Here is an 18,481-nt window from a genome sequence, read left to right on the forward strand (position 1 = left end):
ATGTTATTCCAAAAGTAAATATCATGATATTTATTATATTCATTTGCGAAAATCAGGTCAAGGCTTTAATATAAAATAGGAAGGAGAAATAAGATGGATTTTATGGAAAAGACAAGAAAGAGATTTCATTTGCTAGATGCCTATAGAGGCTTTGTAGTTCTTAATATGATAGCCTATCATTTTTGCTACGACTATTTTGTATTATTTAGTGGAGAGGGTAATTGGATATTTAATAAAAATGTATATATATGGGAGCAGTACATTTGCATATCCTTTATCTTCTTATCTGGTTTTGTTTGGAATTTTAATACTAATCACAAGTTAAAGAGGGGCTTGATTGTTAGCTTCTTTGGTGTTTTGATAACTCTTGTGACAGCTAGCCTTGGACCAGATATTGCAATTTATTATGGCGTGCTATTTTTATTAGGTGCTTCTATGCTTATTCTTATTCCACTATCTAAGTGGCTAGATAAATTGCCGTCTGTTGTAGTTTTTCTAGTTGCTTTATTTATGTATCTATTTACATTTTCAATACAAGCAAGACATGTGGGCCTTCATAGACTAAAGTTAATTAAGATGCCAGATTACTTGTATGAGCATCAGTTTTTAGTACCCTTTGGATTTTTAAAGGAAGGCTTTGTATCAGCAGACTATTTCCCTATAATGCCTTGGTTTTTCCTTTTTGTAGCTGGTTATGCTTTTAATCGAGTTTTAAAGGATAGAGGCTTTTTTGAAAGAGAAGAATTTTTAAAGATTGCAACAATTAAAGTACCAATGTTAGATTTTGTTGGTAAACATAGTTTGTTTTTCTACATTATTCACCAACCTATATGTATAGGAATATTAACTATTATTTTTTGATTAAGAGGTTTATATAATTTTCAGATTTTAAAGGTTGACTTAAAGTTAACTTTAAGTCTTATCCTATTATAGGATTATCTTATAATATAAGATGATTACTTATTAACTTTGTTGAAATCAATACATTTTATCAATTCGTTTGATAAATGGAAATACACAATTAAATTTTACAAAATCAATTATTGGTGGTATAATGAAAAAACTGACATGATACGTATTTCCACATAAATATGATTGATTAACATAACAAAGAAATTATAGTTTGTTTGGAGGAATTTAATAATGAAAGAGTATAGACAGCAGTTTTTTAAGGGTGAAAGAGCGCTTTATGCAGAGAATGACGCAAAGATTTATGATTGTATTTTTGATGAAGGAGAGTCACCTTTAAAAGAAAGTAAGAATATAGAAGTCTATGATTCGCAATTTAAGTACAAGTATCCATTATGGTATTCTGACAATATTAAGATTGATCATTGTAATTGGCTTGAAATGGGTCGTTCAGGCGTTTGGTACACTAATAATATTAAAGTTAAGGATTCTTTAATTACAGCTCCTAAAAATTTTAGAAGATGTGATGGTGTAAGTCTTGAAAATGTTCAACTTACAAATGCAGAAGAAACATTTTGGAATTGTAAGAATATTACTTTAAAAAATGTATCAGCAAAAGGACATTATTTTGCAATGAATTCAGAGAATATTGAAATTGATTCTTTGAAATTAGATGGTAATTATTCATTTGATGGTGCAAAGAATTTAACTGTAAGAAATTCTGTATTGCTTTCAAAAGATTCATTTTGGAATGCAGAAAATGTTACAGTATATGATTCATACATTTGTGGTGAATATTTAGGATGGAATTCTAAGAATTTAACATTTGTAAATTGTACAATTGAGAGCTTACAGGGTTTTTGTTATATAGATAATCTTACTTTAAAGAATTGTAAGCTTATTAATACTACTTTAGCATTTGAATTTGTTGAAAATGTAGATGCCCAAATAACAACTAAGATAGATAGTGTATTTAACCCAATTAGCGGAATTATTAAAGCTGATGAAATTGATACACTCATAGTTGAACCAGATATGGTTGATCCAAGTAAGACGGTTATTACTTGTAAAGCAGTAGGTCGAAAAGAAGAAGTTGTTGAGTGGCGAAGAAATAAGTAATCACAAAAAGGAGATTGCATGGGTAAATATAATTTTGATGAAATAGTAAATAGACGTGGTACAGATTCTATTAAATGGGATGTGGCTGATAATGAACTTCCTATGTGGGTTGCAGATATGGATTTTCAAACTGCACCAGAGATAATTGATGCATTGATTAAACGTGCCAAAGAAGGTGTATTTGGCTATACTGATGTCAATGACGAATGGTATGATGCATATATTAATTGGTGGAAGAATAGACATGGATTTGAAATGAATCGTGAGTGGTTAATGTTTTGTACTGGCGTAATTCCAGCGATTTCATCAACTGTACGTAAATTAACAACTCCTAACGAAAAAGTTATAATTCAGACTCCAGTATATAATATATTTTTTAATAGCATATTAAATAATGGCTGTCAGGTTTTAGAAAGTCCACTTCATTACGAAGATGGTATTTATAGCATTGATTTTGATGATCTAGAAGAGAAAATGTCTGATCCTCAAGCAAGTCTTATGATACTTTGTAATCCTCATAATCCTGTAAGTAAGATTTGGTCAAAAGAGGAATTAGCAAAGATTGGTGAATTGGCAAAAAAGCATGGTGTTACAATTATATCTGATGAGATTCACTGTGATTTAACTATGCCAGGAAAGGATTATATTCCATTTGCAAGTGTATCAGAAACATGTAAGGATATAAGCATTACTTGTATAGCCCCAACAAAGACATTTAGTATTCCAGGAATACAAACAGCAGCTATTAGTGTGCCTAATAAATTTTTAAGACATAAAGTTTGGAGAGCAATTAATACAGATGAAGTTGCAGAACCTAATGTATTTGCAGCTCATGCAGCAATTGCAGCATTTAATTATGGAAAAGATTGGCTTGATGAATTAAGAGAATACATTTTCCTTAATAGAAAGCTTGTAGAAGATTTTATTGATCAAAATTTACCAAGCCTTCATGTAGTTAGAGGCGATGCTACTTATCTATTATGGATAGATGTAAGTAAATTGGGAATCTCAAGTGATAAATTAGCAGCAATTATTAGAAAAGAAACAGGACTTTATCTATCTTCAGGTACAGTATATGGTGATTGTGGAAAGGATTTTCTTAGAATGAATGTGGCTTGTACAAAAGCTAATTTAGAAGATGGCCTATCAAGACTTAAAAAGGCGATAGATAGTCTATAAAGGTGTGAAAAATTTACTATAGGAAATAAAAAAATTTTCTGCTATATTATAAATGTATCAGGATAATATTTTTATTGGAGTAATAAGTAAAGTGGAAAAATTACATTTTAAAAAGGTATTATTGATTTTTGTTATAGTACTATTTTTTTTGATAACGCTTTTAATTACGACTATAGTGAAAACTAAAATTTATAATAAAGAAGTTCATGTAGAAAAATATAGTGCAAGTGAATATCTTAATACGAAGGTTGTAGGGAAATATCTTGTTATTCAGACCTTACCAAGAGCTAGTACTTGGGGAAAGATTTTTGATTTTAATAATGAAGGTATAACAGAAAATAATTATAAGGCCTATACTTATGATTTTACAATTATGAATAATACTAATGATAGGGTTTCAGAATTTAAATTTGCTTTGTATTTTGATCAAGAAGTATATATATCATCTGCATGGAATGGAGCTCTTGAAATTCATCAAAATATTAATGGCACAGAATACGTAGCAACTGTTCCTGATATGCGAGAATTTAATAAGGATCTCTATGACTTTGATACCGTAACTGTGGATGGCGAGGATTTTATTAGACTTGAGCCAGGAGATTATTTGGTTTATTATCCTAGTTCGACAATTAATGCTATGGAAATGCCAATAGGAAGTCATGAGGCTACAACTCCGGGAATTATAATGTATGTTCCAATGGAGGATGAAATTATTGATTCGAGCTTTGAGATTCAATATAAATTTCATAGGGTAATAGTTGCGGATCCTATGTTTTGGATTTCTTTTGTTGGTTTCTTATTATGGTGTGTGACTTTAACAGTTTATATTGTTATTTATTTACAAATAAGTAAATATGAAGAACAACACAAAAGAGATAATCGAATAATAGAGGAATCCATTGAGACATTTACAAGATTTATAGATGCAAAAGATCCTTATACTAATGGACATTCTAAAAGAGTGGCCAATTATACAAAAATTATAGCCAAGGAATTGGGGTTTTCAGGTGAAGAATTAGAGTATATTTATTATATTGCGCTTCTTCATGATTGTGGGAAAATTGGTGTTCCTGATAACATTTTAGATAAACCTAGTAAGTTAACAGAAGAAGAGTTTGAAATAATTAAGGCCCATACAATTATGGGTGGTGAAATCTTAAAGCAATTTAAGAGCTTAAAAGATGTAGAACTTGGTGCATTATTTCATCATGAACGTTATGATGGAAACGGCTATCCTGTAGGATTAGTGGGAGAAGAGATACCTTTAATTGCAAGAATTATATGTCTTGCAGATGCATATGATGCCATGAATTCAGATAGAGTTTATAGAAAACGATTAGATAAAGAAGAAATAATCAGACAAATTGAGAGTAATAAGGGTAAACAATTTGATCCTAATATTGCTGAAGTTGTTCTTGAACTAATAAGAAATGATAAATTAGAAGGTACTAAGTAGTACAATTATATGGATAAAATAAAAGATTAAACCTGCTTGATGCATATAGAGGTTTTGTTGTTATAAAACCTGACCGCAAAGGTATAGTCACTTTGTAAGATAAACTTATAAAGTAAATACTATCTTTGTTGGTCAGGTTTTTTGTGCTTGAGAAAATGTTACTATTTATGTAAAATAGAAAAGCATTTTTTTAGACAAAACACATTTAAGGAGTAAGTAAAATGGAAAATGATAAAAAAATAAAGGCTAATGGATGGGCATTAATTCCAATAGCTATTTTTTTAGTCTTATATTTAGGTAATGGTATCTTTTTTGAATATATTTGCCCAGTTGAGGGTCAGATGGGCTTTTATGTGGTATCAGTAGTTTTGGCCTTTAGTATATCTTTAATCTTTGCTTTTATACAGAACAGAAAACTAAGCTTTGATGAGAAAATACATCTTTGTGCAACTGGAATTGGAGATGATAACATTGTGATTATGTTATTCATTTTCATATTAGCAGGTGCCTTTAGCGGCATTGCATCCGCAGCAGGTGGAGCAACAAGTACAGCGAATATGCTACTTAATATTATTCCGAAGGGCTTTGAAGTTCCTGGACTTTTCTTTATTGCTTGCCTTATTTCAATGGCTATGGGAACTAGTGTAGGTTCAATTACAGTTCTTGTACCAATTGCTGTGGCAATTTCTTCTAATGGTGGTTTATCTTTACCATTATGTGTGGGCGCAGTTGTAGGTGGTTCAATGTTTGGGGATAATCTATCTTTTATTTCAGATACAACAATTGCTGCTACTAAAACTCAGGGTGTGGCAATGAAGGATAAGTTTAAAACTAATATAAAGGTTTCACTACCTGCAGCAATTATAACTTTTGCTATTTTGGTGATTTATTCCTTTATGAATAAGGGTGAAACACTTGGAAACTTTGACTTTAATATATGGCAGGCTATACCATATTTTTTAGTACTTATGTTATCTATTATAGGTATAAATGTATTTTTGGTTTTAATAATAGGAATTCTACTTTTTGTTTTAGTAGGAATAATAACAGGAAGTCTAGTATATGCAACTGCTCTTTCTTCTATTGGAACAGGTATTTCAGGAATGTTTGAAACAATGATAGTAACAATATTAGTTGCTTCTATAACTTCTCTTATTCGAAATAATGGTGGTTTTGAGGCTATTTTATCTTTTATTAGAAAAAGAGCTAAAAGTAGAGTGGGCGGAATGTTTGGTATATTCTCCCTTACAGCTTTTATGGATATTGCCACAGCTAATAATACTGTTGCTATTGTAGTGGCAGCACCTATTGCTAAGGAAATTGGCGATGAATATGGTGTTGAGCCAAAGAAGGTAGCTTCTCTACTTGATGTAAGCTCATGTATTATGCAGGGAATTATCCCTTATGGCGCACAGTTGCTTGTGGCATCAAGTATTGCAGGAATTCCAAGTTTTAATTTTATTCCATACTTGATTTATCCATTTGTATTATGCTTATTTGTTATAATTTCAATTGTGTTTGATAGAAAGAAGAATTAAACAGCTTATTAGGAAACAGAGGCAAGAGATTGCCTCTGTTTTTTATAGGTGCGCCTAGTGGCGCACGTTTCTAAAGGGTTAAAGTCCCGAATCTGCCCGGTAGTGGGAATTTTTACAATCAATTACCAAAGTTTGCTCTTTTACCTGTAAATTAAAATTGTATTTTAAAAGAACATACGGTCAACTGGATGCTTTTTTGAAACTGATGGTAAGTTAAAATTGTTTTTTATTTATACATACAGGCAATCAAGCAAGAAAAGCAAGATTGATGGTATAAGGTAACTTAAAGGAATTAAGTAGGTTACAGGCATAACAGAGATATATACGAATTGACGGTATAGTTAGTTTCATGGGGTTGTGTAAAAGTGATTTAACTTACAGTCAAATAGGATTTTTGAATAGTTTGACTGTATGACTCGCTGAACGGAATTTTTTGGCTTACAGTCAATAAGAAGATTTCTTGGAATTACCGGTAGCTTGTGAAAGATATTTAAGAACAACGATACAGGTAAATGACTAAAAAAAGAGGATTGCCCGTAACAGGCCCGAAAATCTTGGGGAGAAACAGAAAAAAGTAGAGTAATATTATGTAGAATAATGTAATTAAACTATGATATATTCTAAAAAGTATATGATGAAGAAAGGACAATAAATGTAAAATAATATAAAGGAGGCTTTTATGTCAGTTAATGTTAATGATTTTATAATTTCAAAGGAAAAAATATATTTAAAAGACGAGAATGATAATATAATTGCATATGTTGATTTTCCTGAGTTTGAAGAAGGAAAGGTTGAAGTTACACATACAGTTGTTGATCCTTCTTTAAGAGGACAGAGAGTTGCAGGAATATTAATGGAATTATTAGTCAAGGAACTAAGAAAAAGAAAGGCTAAGGCAGAACTCACTTGTTCTTATGCAGTAAAGTGGTTTAATAAAAATAAGGAATATAGTGACTGCTTAATTGATCCAGAGGCTGAAGCTAGAAAGGCTTTGGAAATGACAGGAAATGAGGCATGCGCTATTCCTAAACATAGAAAGTAAAGTAACTAGAAAAAGAGGAAGAAATATTATGTTTAAAGAGATTTTTGAAAGTGTAAAGACTAAGGGGGTTCTTGTACATAACAATGGAGTGTTATTCCTTAAATTTGAATAAAATTATTAGCCCTAAAGATTAGATAAATTCTAGTCTTTAGGGCTTTTATTTTTTGATTTTAAGACTTTAAAAGAAGTGAATTTAATTATAAAATATAGACAAAAGGAGGGTTATATGAATATAAGGGAGTATAAAATATTATTATTAGATGATGAGAGTGAAATATTAAATCATATAGAGAATGGTTTAAAACAAGAAGGGTTTTATCGTATTTTTAAAACTTCTACAATAGAAGAAGCCAAAAAAACATTTTTAAAAGAAAAACCACATATACTTGTTTTGGATATTATGTTACCTGATGGAGATGGATATGAATTATTAAAATATGTCAGAAGCTCTTCAGATATACCAGTTATCTTTTTAACTGCAAAGGATGAAGATGTTGATAAATTAATTGGTTTAGGATTAGGTGCAGATGATTATATAACTAAGCCATTTATTATGAAAGAATTAGTGTTTAGAATAAATGCAATATTAAGAAGAAGTTATAAAATTAAGTTACAGGAAACACAAAAATGTATTTTGGGCGATGTAATAATCGATTTTTCACAAAATGTTGTAATAAATAATGATAAAAGTGTAAACCTGACAGCCATGGAAAGAGAAATTTTGAGTAAACTATATGAGAATAAAAATAGAGTGTTAACAAAAGATGCAATAGCGGATGCTATATGGGGAGAGGATATAAGTGGAAATGAACAAAGCTTGATAATGCATATACGTAGAATTAGAAATAAGATAGAAGAAAACCCGTCAGAGCCTAAATATTTAAAAACAATTAAAGGAATAGGGTATAAACTTGTAGTTAATTAGTGAGGAAAAAATGAGGGAGATAATAAAAAAATATATAAAAGCAATTGTTATTGTTGTAAGTGTTTTGATGTTAATAAATATGATAAGTTTGAAATTAGTGCTAGATTTTTTAACTCAAACACAAAATATAACGGTTGATAAATTTATAAATGGAATAGAAATAAAAGATAATGTTTGCACAGTAAATGAATATGTTGATGAATATTGTGACAAAAACTTTAAGTGGTATATGGTTTTAAATGAAAGTGGTGAGATACTATATTCGAATGATTTACCAGATGAATTAAATAAGACGTATACAGTATCAGATATAGCAAGTGCATCGAAATGGTATTTATCAGGTTATTCAGTTGATATTATACAAATACCAAATGGACTTGCAATTTTAGGAAATGATGGGGAATTTTATTGGAAAAAAAATTTGAAAATTAGTAAAAATACTATGCTTACATGTATTATAATTGCCATTATTAATAATATAATTACAACTGTTTTATTTTCATTATTGTTTGCTAAAAAAATTATTATAAAAATCAAGAAAATAACAGATGGTATAATGAGTTTATCAAATGGTGAACAAGTTATTTTAGAAGAAAGTGGAGATTTAAAAGATATATCGAAAGCGTTAAATATTGTATCAAAAAAATTAGATATGCAGAAGAAAAAAATTCAGGAAAACGAAAAGATAAAAAAAGATTGGATGTCAGGTATAACTCATGATGTTAGAACTCCTTTAGCAGTTATAATAGGAAAATGTGAAGAATTAAAAGAATTAGATTCTAATAAAATCGTAAATATGAAGATTAAAACTATACAGAATCAATCATTTAAAATTAAATACTTGATAGATGATTTATCACTATTAAATAATCTTGATATTAACAATATAATTATAAAAAAGGAAAGGACAAAACTAGATCAAATTATAAGAGAGTGCGTGGCAGATATTATGAATATGTATGATGATAGTGATTATACTATTCAACTAGAAGCTAATGATAAATCAGATGAATTATATATGGAAGCAGATGAGCATTTGTTAAAAAGAGCTTTTACGAATATTTTATTGAATAGTCTTGTACATAATGAATATAAATGTTTTATTAATATTGTTATAGAGAAGCAAGAAGAGGGAATAAGTATTATATTTGTTGATGATGGAATAGGAGTAGATAATAAAGAATTAGTTGTATTAAACAATAGGGAAGGCAATAACTCAAGTTTACATGGTTGGGGGACTATAGTTGTTAAAAAAATTATTGAATTACATAATGGTAAAGTTGAATTTGAGAATGCAAAAAAAGGTATGAAAGTGTGTATATTATTGCCTTTGAGATAAAAAGTTAGTTTAAAGTTAGGAAAAAATTATCCCCTTGTTATAAGCTATTGCTATTATTAAGAAAGGGTAAGAGCATTTCACAAGGGGAGGATGTTTTATGAAGAGAAAGATGATTAAAATAGTAGCAAGTATAGTAGTGACTGGAATTATATTATTTCCACTTGCGGTTTTTGCTGAAAATGTAGAAAATGGAGAGTTGATTTTTACAGGAGGACAGAACTCGCAAGTAGTATATTCAGATATAAGAGATGCAAAGCCAGATAATGATTTTAGATATAAAGTTTTGGCTATAGTAAAAGTAGGAGGAACTAAGTATACAAGTGGCTGGAAAGATGATCAAGCATATGTAGAACATAGAAGACATTGGTACACTAATGAAACAGCACATTATGATTGTTATTTAAGATAAATAAAAACTATGCTCTTACCTGCCATTTATAGGGAGGTAGTTATTTATGAAAAAATTTATGCTTTTATTTATTATTGGCCAGCTATTTGTGTATTCTTTTATATTTAGCAAATCTTTTTACGATGTTTATATATTAAATAATATGACAAATAGTAATTTAAATGCATATTATATAGATGATGTTACTGGCAATAATTTAGAGCGTATTTATAACAGTTTGGTTGTATATAATGCTGAAATAGAAATTGTTAAAGAGCCAGTATCTAATAATTCAATTCAAGAATATAGAGTGCTATATTCTAATAATCTTAAAATTTCAAAAAAAGTCCCAATTAATAAAGATAAAAAAATAACTTATGCAGAGTTATCAAAAGATGATTTTGTTGATTCTATTGGTGTATTTTATACAGATTTAAATCGTAACGACATGAATAAAATTTCTGAGAAATTAGAATTGGAGATAAAAGCATATGGAGAAAAGCAAATAGATTATATTCAAATTTTAAAGAATAATGGCATTAATTTTACAATTTTATTGGTAATAACTCAAGTTATACTTTTTATATATACATGTACTCGTATAAAAATAAATGCAATAAAAAAGTTAAATGGATTTAGTGCTTTTAGGATGGTAAAAGATTCTTTATATGAATTTCTAAAGTTAGAAATATTATCAGTTATTGTTATTTTGTTTTTAAATGTAACTTATACATGTGTTATAAAAAGATTTAGTTTTAATTATGTGGTTTTGTTATTATTTTTTATTGCTATTGTTGTTTTAATAACAGTTATACAATTAATGTTAACTCAAATTAGTATAAGATTTATAGATATAAGTGATATGATAAAAAATAAAACTTTTAGACCTGTTTGGTCTTTAGTAATGAATTTTACAAAGATAATTTTGTTAGTTGCAATTACGTTATCAATCACATCATTAAGTATTCAATTAGATAATTATAATGAAACTTTAAACAATATTAATAAGTATAGACAATTAAATACGTATTTTACATCTAATGGTTATAATGCTCAGGAATATGATAAGTGTTTTTCAAAAAAAGAAGAGATAATAAAAATATCTGATGATATGAAGAGAATGTATGAAGAAAATGAAGAATTAGCCTTGTTAATAGATGCCAATATAACAACGTATTCTACAGATGCATATTATAATTTATATAATATTAGTTTTAACGATTTATTAAATTCATATCAAGATAATTATGTGGTAGTTAATAATAAGTATTATAAAACTTTTATGCAATTAAAAGATGAAAATGGAGTATTTATAGACGAATTACCGGATAAAACTATATTGATTCCTAAAAAATATAAGAATGATTATAAAGTTATTGATTATTGTAAGGAAAAATATTCAGAGCTTTACAATTATGATGTTTATTATAAAAATGAAAATGAAGTCGAAATAAGAGATATTAATATTATATTTATTGATGATAACCAGAATATACCTATTTTGGATGAATATATAATGGAATCTAATCAGAAAATAACTAACTCTATTATATATGTAGATGATTCTAATTTAGCAGGCACCTGGTATTTGGAAGAATTAGCTAAAGGAAAACTATCATTTAAATTACCTGATAGATCAGAATATCAGAAAATGTTAGTTAAATATTCATTAAATGAAATGCTGTCATCAGCAACTTTATTAACGCCTTTATCAGATGATATAAGATATTTTGAGTTTATTGTAGATCAAGCAATAGTATTTGTAATTTTATTTATTGCAACACTAATACTAATAGTGTATTTTTCTTGCTATTTAGAGATAATGATAAATCGTAAAAAATACGCAATTAAATATTTAATGGGCTTTTCTAATTTTAAAATTCTTCAATCGCAGTTAACTTATGATTTGTTGTTGTTTATAATAACGTTTTTTTTGCTTAGTTTAAAACAAAATATATCTGCAATAATTATAGGAATAGTAGCTGATCTAATATTTATAATAATGATTTTTAACAAGGAAATAATTAAGTCTATATCAGATATAATGAAAGGGGAATGATTAATGAATGAGATTTTATTATTAAAAGGAATATCAAAAAAATATGATAATAATGAGGTATTATCAGGAGTAAATTTATCTGTTATGAGTGGAGATATGATTGCAATTGTTGGTGAAAGTGGAAGAGGAAAGACTACTTTGTTGAATATATTAGGTTTAATAATTAATCCATCAGAGGGTGAATATCTAATAAATGGAAAACAAATAAAAAATGTTGATTCAAGAGAAGCTATGATGATTAGAAGAAATTATATTGGGTATTTATTTCAAAATTATGGTTTAGTGGAAGATGAAACAGTAGAATGGAATATAAAACTGGCATTCAGTTATAAGAAAATGAAAAATAAAGAAAAAAATGATGAGGTTTTATTTTATTTACAAAAATTTGGGTTGGAGAATAGTCTAAAAAAGAAGGTTTATCAACTAAGTGGTGGAGAGCAACAACGAGTAGCTTTAATTAGATTAATGATAAAAGATACACCGATAATACTTGCAGATGAACCGACGGGATCACTTGATAAAAATAATAGAGACTTGATAATGGAGGAATTAATAAAATTTAATAAAATGGGTAAGACAATTATAATAGTTACACATGATAATGAAGTTGCAAATATGTGCAAAAGAAAAATTGATTTAAATTAGATAATTTTCCCTAGATTAGAATAAAAATATTAGCCCTAAAGATTAGATAAATTCTAGTCTTTAGGGCTTTTTTATGTTTGCAATTTAAAATAATTTTTGAATTGCTTTGACAAAGGAGAATTATTTTGTTTATTATGAAATTAACGCAACAGTTTTTCAAGAGTTAGTTATGTGGATTAGTCAATTTAAAGGAGAGTAAGATTATGAAGAATAATGTAATTAGAAAAATTATGTGTGTATTAGCAGTTGTTAATTTAGTTGTAATGGCTGTGTTAATGAGCTTTTTACCTGAAAAGATGCCTATGCATTATGATTTAAATGGAGTTGTGGATAGATGGGGAAGTAAATATGAGAATTTCATTTTCCCAATTATAATTATTGTAATGGGGATTTTTTGGATAGCATTTTCAATGTATTTTGAGAGGAAAGCAACTAGAAGCACAGAAGATAAGGAAATTAAGTCATTACTTGCTAATGCTAAAGTGTTAGATATTGTTGGCTTATGTGAAACTATCTTTTTTATATTTACGGAAGCTTTTAGCCTTTATAAAGCTATTAACTTAATAAATACGGATGCTACAACAATGTCAGTGGATAGTATTAAAATTGAAATAATTGGAACGGGAGTGTTAATAATTGTTTTAGCAAACTTTATGACTAGGACTAAGATGAATAAGATAGTAGGAATAAGAACCTCTTTTAGTATGTATAATGACAGAACTTGGAGAAAATCTAATAGATTTGGCGCCTATGCACTTATGATTAGCGGACTTTTAACTATTGTTACAGCCGTGTTTATAAGGCAATCAATTGTTGGAGTTTTTCTAATGCTTGCTTATATATTAGTGGCAGTTATAGTAACTATGATATATTCTAAAAAAGTATATGATGAAGAAAGAACAATAAATGTAAAATAATATAAAGGAGGCTTTTATGTCAGTTAATGTTAATGATTTTATAATTTCAAAGGAAAAAATATATTTAAAAGACGAGAATGATAATATAATTGCATATGTTGATTTTCCTGAATTTGAAGAAGGAAAGGTTGAAGTTACACATACAGTTGTTGATCCTTCTTTAAGAGGACAGGGAGTTGCAGGAATATTAATGGAATTATTAGTTAAGGAACTAAGGAAAAGAAAGGCTAAGGCAGAACTTACTTGTTCTTATGCAGTAAAGTGGTTTAATAAAAATAAGGGATATAGTGACTGCTTAATTGATCCAGAGGCTGAAGATAGAAAGGCTTTGGAAATGACTGGAAATGAGGCATGCGCTATTCCTAAACATAGAAAGTAAAGTAACTAGAAAAAGAGGAAGAAAAATATGTTTAAAGAGATTTTTGAAAATGTAAAGACTAAGGGAATTCTTGTACATAACATCACAAATTATGTTACAGTTAATGATTGTGCCAACATAATACTAGCAATAGGCGCATCCCCTGTTATGGCAGATGAAAAGGAAGAGGTTTGTGAGATAACTTCCATTGCTAGTGCTCTAAATATCAATATTGGTACATTAAATAAAAACAATATAGAGTCTATGTTTTTGGCCGCTAAAAAGGCTAATGAATTAGACAAGCCAGTGCTTTTAGATCCTGTGGGTGCAGGAGCTTCAAGGTTAAGAACTAATACAGCCAAAGATTTAATTAGTAAAAGAAAAATTAGCGTTATAAGGGGTAATTTATCTGAAATTAGAGCAGTTATGGATTTTGAGTCTAAAACTAAAGGTGTAGATGCAGCTAAAGAGGATTCCATAAATCTAGATAATTTAGAGGAAAGAGTAGCATTTGCAAAAAAATGTGCCAAGGAAACTAAGGCAATAATTGCAATTACAGGTCAGATAGATATTGTGGCTGATGATAAAAAGGCTTATTGTATATATAACGGAGTTAAGGAAATGTCTAGAATAACTGGAACAGGTTGTCAGTTATCTGCTATGACTACTGCCTTTCTTGCGGCCAATAAAGATAAGCAATTAGAGGCTGTGGCAGTTTCTGTGATGACTATGGGACTTGCAGGAGAAATAGCTTTTAATAGACTCTCTGATTTAGATGGTAATGCAAGTTTTAGAAACTATATAATAGATGCAGTCTATAATATGACTCCCCAAATTTTAGAAGAAGGTGCTAGATATGAAGTGCGATAAGAAAAATATGTTGCTATATGCAGTTACAGACAGAGCCTGGACAGGTAAACAAAGTCTTTATGAACAGGTGGAGGAAGCCCTTAAAGGAGGAATTACTTGTCTTCAGTTAAGAGAAAAGAATTTATCAGACGAGGAGTTTTTAAAGGAAGCCATTCAAATAAAAGCTTTATGCAATAAGTATAAAGTTCCATTCTTTATAAATGATAATGTGGAAGTTGCGATTAAATGTGGAGCAGACGGAATTCATGTTGGACAAGATGATATGGCAGCAGGAAGAGTAAGAGAACTTGTGGGAGACAAGATGATGATAGGAGTTTCAGCTCATTCTGTTAAAGAAGCGGTTGAAGCTGTTAAAAATGGCGCAGATTGTTTAGGGGTAGGCGCTATATTTTCAACATCAACTAAAAAGGATGCTAGTGTGCTTGACTTAAATGTTGTATCTGATATCTGTAAGGCAGTATCTGTGCCAGTTGTAGCAATTGGTGGTATAAAAAAGGATAATATATCTAAGCTAAAGGGTACAGGAGTAGACGGAGTTGCTTTAGTTAGTGCAATTTTTGCAGCTGATGATATAAAGGCTGAATGTGAGGAGTTAAGAAAGCTCGCAGCTGATATGATAAAGTAAATAATAGTCTTTTGGGATGATTATAAATAAAAAAGCTTGCTAGATTAGGAATAGGTTTTTCCTGCTCTAACAAGCTTTTTCTTAATTTGTAATTTCCACCTGATTCTTAGTATTTCCATTCATAAGCTTTAGGCAAAGGCCCTTAATCTTATATCTATAGGCAAGTAGCATTGAAAGAATTGCACCAAGATATGTCTGTGTAATTTCATAAGGCATAGTAATAATTGCATATTCCTTAGTACTATAAACAAAGGCCTTACCAAGTGTGTAGCCAAGAACCATAACAAGGCCACCAACAATAACAGCAATAGCTGAAGCAAGCTTAGGCTTGTTTTTAAGTGTGTGGTGTGCAATTAATGAAATAACGAATGCCTGTAAACCGTGAGTTACTAAAGAAACAAACATTGTTAGGGGATAGAAAATCATATCTCCAAAGAATGAACCTACACCACCAACAATAAAAGCCTCAACAGGATTTAGTATTAAAGCAGCAAGGCAAATTACAGCATCACATAGATAAACATGTCCTCCAGGTACTGGTAGACCAAAGGAAGACATAATAATATTTAGAGCCATAAAAAGTGCGGTCATTGTAATTCTAATAGTTGTTATCTTAGTTGTATTTCTAGTATTTGTAGTCATTTTCCTTTAACTCCTTTACTTTTTGTTTCTGAAAGGTTACCATTAAACTGAATATATAGAAATAACCAGAAAAGGAGTTTTTAATATAACCAGATGAATATAAAAATAGATTTTAATTTGGAAACACCAGCATATATTCAGTTATATGAGGGGCTTGTAAAAAGTATAGTTGATGGAGTTTATCCCTATGGCAGCAAGTTACCATCTAAGAGGATAATTGCTGCAGATACAGAAACTAGCGTTATTACAGTAGAACATGCAATAACTCTTCTTAATGAAGAAGGCTATACAAAATCAAAGGAAAGAAGTGGTGTCTTTGTTATTTTTAAGGATGAAGATTTTATTAGTAATCAGACCAAAAGAAGAGAAAGTACAAAGATTATTAAAGATAAAAGTAATAGTGAGATTTTTAATGATACAGATTTTGGAAAAGATATGGAAAATGAAGAAAAGAAGGGAAATTTTCCAATTTCTGTATTAAATAAAACCATAAGAAAAATATTGCTTGATTATGGTGATAAGCTTCTAATAAAATCACCTAATTATGGATGTATAGAGCTTAGAAATGAAATATGTTTTTATTTGGCAAGAAGCAGAGGAATACATATACAAGCAAATCAAGTTATAATTGGTTCTGGAGCAGAATATTTTTATGGCTTAATTGCGCAGTTTTTAGGACATCAAAAATATGTAGCAATAGAAAATCCATCATATAATAAGATACAACAGGTATATGAATCCTTTGGTTTGGTTTGTGATATGCTTGATTTATCGGATAATGGAATATCATCGGATAAGTTGGAGAAGACAAAGGCTAAATTATTACATGTAACCCCTTTTAATAGTTATCCATCAGGTGTAACAGCTGATATTTCTAAGAAAAATGAGTATTTAAATTGGGCTAGAAAAAGAGATGGGATAATTATAGAAGATAATTTTGATTCAGAATTAACAGTTTCAAGAAAACTAGAAGAACCCTTATTTTCTATGGCAAATGATGTAAATGTAATCTATATAAATACATTTTCACGAACAATTGCACCGTCTATGCGTATAGGATATATGATATTACCTAATAATTTGATTGAAGAATTTAAGAAAAAATTAGGCTTTTATTCATGTACAGTACCTATTTTTGAGCAATACTTAATTATGGAATTATTAAAAAATGGAGAGTTTGAAAGACATATAAATAGAGTTAGAAGAAAAAAGAGAAATGAATTATAATAAAATGAAATGAAATGAAAAAGAGGAGATAAAATGAAAGGAAAAAGAGAAATAGCTAGTTTTTTATATTTAACAATAGGTGCGATTTTTGCAGCATTTGCAATTGAAGAATTTTTAGTACCAGTCCTTGTATTAGATGGTGGAGTTGTAGGCGTAAGTATGATTATCTCCCAATTGACAGGAATAAAACTTGGAATACTTACATTTGTACTTAATATACCATTTCTTATAATTGGGCTTAAAAATATGGGAAAGGGATTTTTTGTATCAGCAATTTATTCTATGATTCTTTTTTCAATAGCACTTTCAGTTTTTACTGTTTTAAGGTATGTAACAGAAGAGGCTCTACTTGGAGTAGTATTTGGTGGCGTTTTGTTAGGACTTGGAGTAGGTTTTGTACTTCGAGGTGGAGGCTGCCTTGATGGAACAGAGACAATAGCACTTTTATTAAGTAAAAAAACCTCATTTTCTGTAGGACAAGTTGTTTTTATTATTAACATTTTTATTTATGCAACAGCAGGAATTTTGTTCGGATGGGACAGAGCACTTTATTCGCTTTTGACATATTTTATTTCATTTAAGATTATTGATATGGTAGAAGAGGGCTTAGATCAAGGAAAAGCTGCGATGATAATAACTCAAAACGGAGAAGAATTAGCAGATGAAATCTATAAAAAACTTGGTAGAACATGTACGCTTATGGATGGACAGGGACTTATTTCATCTGATAAGAAATGTATATTATATTGCGTAATAACAAGAATTGAAGTGGCAACTCTAAGAAAAATTGTAAGTGAATCTAATGAATCTGCATTTGTTACAATTACAGATGTATCCGAAATAGTAGGTAATCACGTAAAAAAGACACCTGGTGATGATACTGAAGCAATTTTACATTGAAATTAAAATCTGTTATTATATGCTTTACTATTTAAATATAGAAAAGCGTTTTCAGATATATCTTAGGGAAAGGCGGTAAATCTATGAATCCAATGGATGAAATTTTTAAGAATAAGAAAGATGAGGATCTTGATGAAATCGAGAAACTCTTTAAGTATGCTAAATTAGATGATGCTCCAGATGAGGACAGAAATTCTAAGAGTTATAACCCATTTAGTCATTTGGATGACGATGTTGAAGACTAATAAAGATTAATAAAAAGGACTTAGGAGATGTATTTTTAAGACTCGCGAGCGAGTCTTGACAATCTTTATACATCCCTAAGTCCTTTTTGTCGTTTTTA

19 protein-coding genes are annotated in these 18,481 nt (G+C 29.3%); 18 read left to right on the forward strand and 1 reads right to left on the reverse strand.

The window, feature by feature from the left end:
* Positions 1-93: 93 nt before the first annotated feature.
* The 15 genes from G600_RS0101100 (at position 94) to thiE (ending at position 15,369) form a co-directional block, all read left to right on the forward strand.
* Positions 94-861 carry a DUF1624 domain-containing protein gene (locus G600_RS0101100; protein ID WP_027430283.1) on the forward strand — a complete coding sequence of 256 codons (768 nt, stop codon included), beginning with the start codon at positions 94-96 and terminating at the stop codon, positions 859-861.
* 282 nt (positions 862-1,143) lie between these two features.
* Complete coding sequence (locus G600_RS13380; protein WP_034245100.1) at positions 1,144-2,028, forward strand: DUF3737 family protein; 885 nt, start codon at positions 1,144-1,146, stop codon at positions 2,026-2,028.
* An 18-nt stretch (positions 2,029-2,046) separates the two neighbouring features.
* Positions 2,047-3,207 (forward strand): MalY/PatB family protein, encoded by a 1,161-nt coding sequence (locus tag G600_RS0101110; RefSeq protein ID WP_027430284.1) that lies wholly within the window; start codon positions 2,047-2,049, stop codon positions 3,205-3,207.
* Between the two features lie 175 nt (positions 3,208-3,382).
* Complete coding sequence (locus G600_RS14860) at positions 3,383-4,663, forward strand: HD-GYP domain-containing protein (protein ID WP_162141488.1); 1,281 nt, start codon at positions 3,383-3,385, stop codon at positions 4,661-4,663.
* Between the two features lie 221 nt (positions 4,664-4,884).
* Positions 4,885-6,201, forward strand: a complete 1,317-nt coding sequence (locus G600_RS0101120) for a Na+/H+ antiporter NhaC family protein (RefSeq protein ID WP_027430285.1) — start codon at positions 4,885-4,887, stop codon at positions 6,199-6,201.
* A 679-nt stretch (positions 6,202-6,880) separates the two neighbouring features.
* Positions 6,881-7,243 carry a GNAT family N-acetyltransferase gene (locus G600_RS13390; protein WP_081669363.1) on the forward strand — a complete coding sequence of 121 codons (363 nt, stop codon included), beginning with the start codon at positions 6,881-6,883 and terminating at the stop codon, positions 7,241-7,243.
* A 226-nt stretch (positions 7,244-7,469) separates the two neighbouring features.
* Positions 7,470-8,168 carry a response regulator transcription factor gene (locus G600_RS0101135; RefSeq protein WP_027430286.1) on the forward strand — a complete coding sequence of 233 codons (699 nt, stop codon included), beginning with the start codon at positions 7,470-7,472 and terminating at the stop codon, positions 8,166-8,168.
* A 10-nt stretch (positions 8,169-8,178) separates the two neighbouring features.
* On the forward strand, positions 8,179-9,507 hold the full coding sequence (locus G600_RS0101140; protein WP_027430287.1) for a sensor histidine kinase: 1,329 nt from the start codon (positions 8,179-8,181) through the stop codon (positions 9,505-9,507).
* Between the two features lie 97 nt (positions 9,508-9,604).
* Positions 9,605-9,916, forward strand: coding sequence for a hypothetical protein (locus G600_RS0101145; protein ID WP_027430288.1), 312 nt, complete (start codon positions 9,605-9,607; stop codon positions 9,914-9,916).
* A 46-nt stretch (positions 9,917-9,962) separates the two neighbouring features.
* The gene (locus G600_RS0101150; RefSeq protein WP_027430289.1) at positions 9,963-11,954 is read left to right on the forward strand and encodes a hypothetical protein; all 1,992 of its coding nucleotides are present in this window, start codon (positions 9,963-9,965) and stop codon (positions 11,952-11,954) included.
* A gap of 3 nt (positions 11,955-11,957) precedes the next feature.
* Positions 11,958-12,599 (forward strand): putative bacteriocin export ABC transporter, encoded by a 642-nt coding sequence (locus tag G600_RS0101155; protein ID WP_034245105.1) that lies wholly within the window; start codon positions 11,958-11,960, stop codon positions 12,597-12,599.
* Between the two features lie 203 nt (positions 12,600-12,802).
* Positions 12,803-13,516 (forward strand): SdpI family protein, encoded by a 714-nt coding sequence (locus tag G600_RS0101160; protein ID WP_051195300.1) that lies wholly within the window; start codon positions 12,803-12,805, stop codon positions 13,514-13,516.
* 16 nt (positions 13,517-13,532) lie between these two features.
* Positions 13,533-13,895, forward strand: coding sequence for a GNAT family N-acetyltransferase (locus tag G600_RS13395; RefSeq protein WP_081669364.1), 363 nt, complete (start codon positions 13,533-13,535; stop codon positions 13,893-13,895).
* Positions 13,896-13,922: 27 nt separating this feature from the next.
* Positions 13,923-14,744, forward strand: coding sequence for a hydroxyethylthiazole kinase (gene thiM / locus G600_RS0101170; RefSeq protein WP_027430292.1), 822 nt, complete (start codon positions 13,923-13,925; stop codon positions 14,742-14,744).
* Positions 14,731-15,369 carry a thiamine phosphate synthase gene (gene thiE / locus G600_RS0101175; RefSeq protein ID WP_027430293.1) on the forward strand — a complete coding sequence of 213 codons (639 nt, stop codon included), beginning with the start codon at positions 14,731-14,733 and terminating at the stop codon, positions 15,367-15,369. The genes thiM and thiE overlap by 14 nt, the downstream gene beginning before the upstream one ends.
* Before the next feature lie 81 nt (positions 15,370-15,450).
* On the opposite strand, the gene G600_RS0101180 is transcribed toward thiE, so the two are convergent.
* Positions 15,451-16,011 (reverse strand): ECF transporter S component, encoded by a 561-nt coding sequence (locus tag G600_RS0101180; RefSeq protein ID WP_034245108.1) that lies wholly within the window; start codon positions 16,009-16,011, stop codon positions 15,451-15,453.
* A 117-nt stretch (positions 16,012-16,128) separates the two neighbouring features.
* On the opposite strand from G600_RS0101180, the gene pdxR reads away from it, so the two are divergent.
* From pdxR to G600_RS15600, 3 genes are all read left to right on the forward strand, one after another.
* The gene (pdxR, locus tag G600_RS0101185; RefSeq protein ID WP_242826337.1) at positions 16,129-17,238 is read left to right on the forward strand and encodes a MocR-like pyridoxine biosynthesis transcription factor PdxR; all 1,110 of its coding nucleotides are present in this window, start codon (positions 16,129-16,131) and stop codon (positions 17,236-17,238) included.
* Positions 17,239-17,271: 33 nt separating this feature from the next.
* A complete protein-coding gene (locus G600_RS13400; RefSeq protein WP_034245111.1) occupies positions 17,272-18,138 on the forward strand; it encodes a YitT family protein in 867 nt (288 codons plus the stop codon).
* Between the two features lie 83 nt (positions 18,139-18,221).
* Complete coding sequence (locus G600_RS15600; RefSeq protein ID WP_162141489.1) at positions 18,222-18,383, forward strand: hypothetical protein; 162 nt, start codon at positions 18,222-18,224, stop codon at positions 18,381-18,383.
* Positions 18,384-18,481 lie beyond the last annotated feature (98 nt).

This window comes from Lachnospira multipara ATCC 19207, assembly GCF_000424105.1.
GTDB classification, from domain to species: Bacteria; Bacillota; Clostridia; order Lachnospirales; family Lachnospiraceae; genus Lachnospira; species Lachnospira multipara.